Source organism: Arthrobacter sp. YAF34, from assembly GCF_052113245.1.
Lineage (GTDB): Bacteria > Actinomycetota > Actinomycetes > Actinomycetales > Micrococcaceae > Arthrobacter.
Window position 1 is genome coordinate 1 of the sequence record NZ_JBFRCV010000036.1, and the last position, 2,850, is coordinate 2,850.

Sequence of the window (2,850 nt, forward strand, 5' to 3'; positions counted from 1 at the left end):
GGTCATGGTTGCCAGGGGAGACTGTTCCCATCGGGTCATGGTTGCCAGGGGAGACTGTTCCCATCGCGGATTACCATTCCTGCCTTTCCTGGATGGTGCCGAACGGGACATCCGGGTGGAGCTGGACGGTGAAGTCCCGGGGGGAGTTCCGGGAAACGAGGATCCCTTTGCCGCCATGCAGCGGGGACCTGGCCGCGAGGATGTCCACTGCTTTGTCCAGTTGGTCCTCGAGATGGCTGCGGTCCAGGACCCGAACGTGGAGGAGGTCTTCTTTTGATGCATCGGTGTACATGGTGGTCCTGCGGATTTGTCCTCGCACGCGCGGAGGGGCGGAATAGAAAGGTATTTCCAGGATGCCCTGGGTTTCCAAGACTGAAGCCTCGTTTTCCATCTTTGTTCCTGACTCAAACTGTTTTGAACTGGTCCAAAAGATGGCCGGAAGAGGCCGGCTGTGGCACGGAATTCCTAGGTACAAGCCTGTGTGCGAACTGACGTACCGGTGCCACCTGTGACCAGGATTTTCATTTACATCCTCTAACTAGCGCGGAGGCTGCCCCCGCCGTTTCCGCCGCTGCGGAGAACGGGGGAAACGGCGGTGCTTGCCAGTCAGTTGTTACAGTGCGGTGAGTTCGAGCAGCAGTGCGTGTTCCGGGTTGAGGGCAGGCATGGGCAGTCCCACCTCGGCCAGGAACCGCCCGTTGGCTACGGCGCCGTCCGCCAGCCAGGCCGGGGGGCGGACCTGCGTGAACGTGTGCGAATAGTCGGCGTCACCCGGAGCCGGGAAGATGGCCTCCGCACGGTACTCCCGGTCCGGCTCCAGGCCCGGGATAGAGATCCGTCCCGGTTGTTCCGCGACGGCGGTGCGTGTGCTGACCAGGGCGAACAGGGCCGCCGTGCCTTGACCAGCATCCTCTGGGGCCACCACGCCGTGGAGCATGAGGGAGCCGTCGGCGACGTCGGCGCGGACCATGCGCCCGGAGTGGATGAGGTTCCGGTGTTTTTTGTAGAGGGCGATGAAGCGTTTGAGTTCCTCCCTTTCGGCGCCCTGAACGCTGCGGACATCCCATTCCATGCCAAAGTGGCCGAACAGGGCGGTGATGGCGCGGAACGACAGGTCGTGCGTGCGGGCCGTGGTGTGCGAGGTGGTGGGGCCGATGTGTCCGCCCACCAGCTCCGGCGGAACCACTACGCCGGTCCAGCGTTGGATGGTCTGGCGTTCCAGCGCGTCGTTGCAGTCCGAGGCCCAGATCCGGTCGGTGCGTTCCAGGATGCCCAGGTCCACACGGGCACCGCCTGAGGAGCAGCTCTCAATTTCGACGTCGGGATGGGCCTTGCGGAGTTCGTCAAAGAGGCGGTAGGCGGCGAGGGTCTGTTCGTGGACGGAGGAGCGGCCGGCGTGGCCGTGTTCGAGCAGGTCGCGGTTCTGGTCCCACTTGAGGTAGCTGATGTTGTTTTCACGCAGAAGGGTGTCAATGCGATCGTAGATGTATTGCCACGCCGCCGGGTTTACGAGGTCGATGACGTGCTGCTGCCGCCATTCGAGTGGCAGCCGGCCGCGGTCCTTGTAGCTCTGGACGGACGGGCCAACAATCCATTCGGGGTGCGCACGGACGATGTCGGAGTCGAGGTTGACCATTTCGGGTTCCACCCAGAGGCCGAACTCCATCCCACGGGAAGTCACAGCATCGATCAGCGGCGTGAGGCCGTCGGGCCAGAGTGATTCGTCGACGTACCAGTCGCCCAGTCCGGCGCGGTCGTCGCGGCGTCCGCGGAACCAGCCGTCGTCGAGCACGAAGCGCTCAACACCAAGCTCCGCGGCGGACTCAGCCAGCTCGATGAGGGTGGCCAGGTTGTGGTCGAAGTAGACCRCTTCCCAGACATTAAGCACCACCGGGCGGGGCTTGCCGGCGGGCAGGCCGGTGGTGGCTGCCGGCAAAACGTGGTGGGGGCGGGACCGGAACCAGCTGTAGAAGGCCTCGCTGATGCCGTCCAGGCCGCGGTCCGAGTATGCAGCAAAGAGCGCCGGAGTGGTGTAGCTGGCGCCTGGGGCGAGGACGACCTCGGCAGGGCCCAGGAGCTCGGAGCCGCCGATCATGGTGCGGCCRTCGCCGATGCTGTCGGCGAACTGTTCGTGGTTGCCGCTCCAGGCCAGGTGCGTGGCCCAGACCTTGCCGTGGCGGTTGCCGAAGCCGGAGGTGCCGGCGGCCAAAAGCAGGGAGGAGTCGTGTCCGGTGCGGCCGTGCCGGCCGGTGCGGACCCAGGTGCCCTGTTGGATGGGGCGGCGCTGCGGGTGGCGTTCACGGCACCAGCGCCCGGTGAGGTCCAGGAGTTCGACGGCGTCAGGGGCCACCGGGAGGACGGTCGCCATCTCGTCGACCTGGAACGGGGTGGTGCCGTCATTGGTGACAGTGTGGCGGAGCTCCAGCAGGCCGCCGTCGTGCAGTGTCAGGGAGGAGGAGACGGTGAGGCCGGCATCGGGATCGGACTGGACGATCACCGCTGAGGTCCCCTCGACGCTCACTGTCACGACGCGGAGGCGGGCTGAGAAATCAAGGCCCGAGACGCCGTCGACCATCCGGTGTCCGCGCAGGGCAGCCCGGCCTCGCCAACCGGATGCGGCCTGGGGCAGGAGGCCAGTGGGTACGGCGGCGTCGATGGACGACGGCGGGATAGCGGCTGTGAGGATAGCGAGGTCCGGCAGCGTGCTGCCAAGATCCGCGCCCCAGTGGATGACCTCGGCCTCCCGGCTGTCGAAGCTGATCACCAGGCTGGTGCCGGCGGAACGGAGGTGGAGCGGGTCCATAAATGATGTCCTTCTGCGGGTGTGGAAGTAAGGGGTGGGCTGCGCGC

General features: G+C 65.8%; 2 protein-coding genes. Both read right to left on the minus strand.

The window, feature by feature from the left end; translation table 11 throughout:
• Nucleotides 1–70: 70 nt before the first annotated feature.
• Nucleotides 71–292: a hypothetical protein gene (locus AB4Y72_RS19630; protein WP_441427808.1), complete on the minus strand. Its 222-nt coding sequence runs from the start codon at nt 290–292 to the stop codon at nt 71–73.
• Nucleotides 293–613: 321 nt separating this feature from the next.
• Nucleotides 614–2,803: an alpha-galactosidase gene (locus AB4Y72_RS19635; RefSeq protein WP_441427809.1), complete on the minus strand. Its 2,190-nt coding sequence runs from the start codon at nt 2,801–2,803 to the stop codon at nt 614–616.
• Nucleotides 2,804–2,850 lie beyond the last annotated feature (47 nt).

Excerpts from the sequence above, each read along its gene's own strand:
- AB4Y72_RS19630 (WP_441427808.1), bottom strand. The coding sequence starts at position 292 with ATGTACACCGATGCATCAAAAGAAGACCTCCTCCACGTTCGGGTCCTG.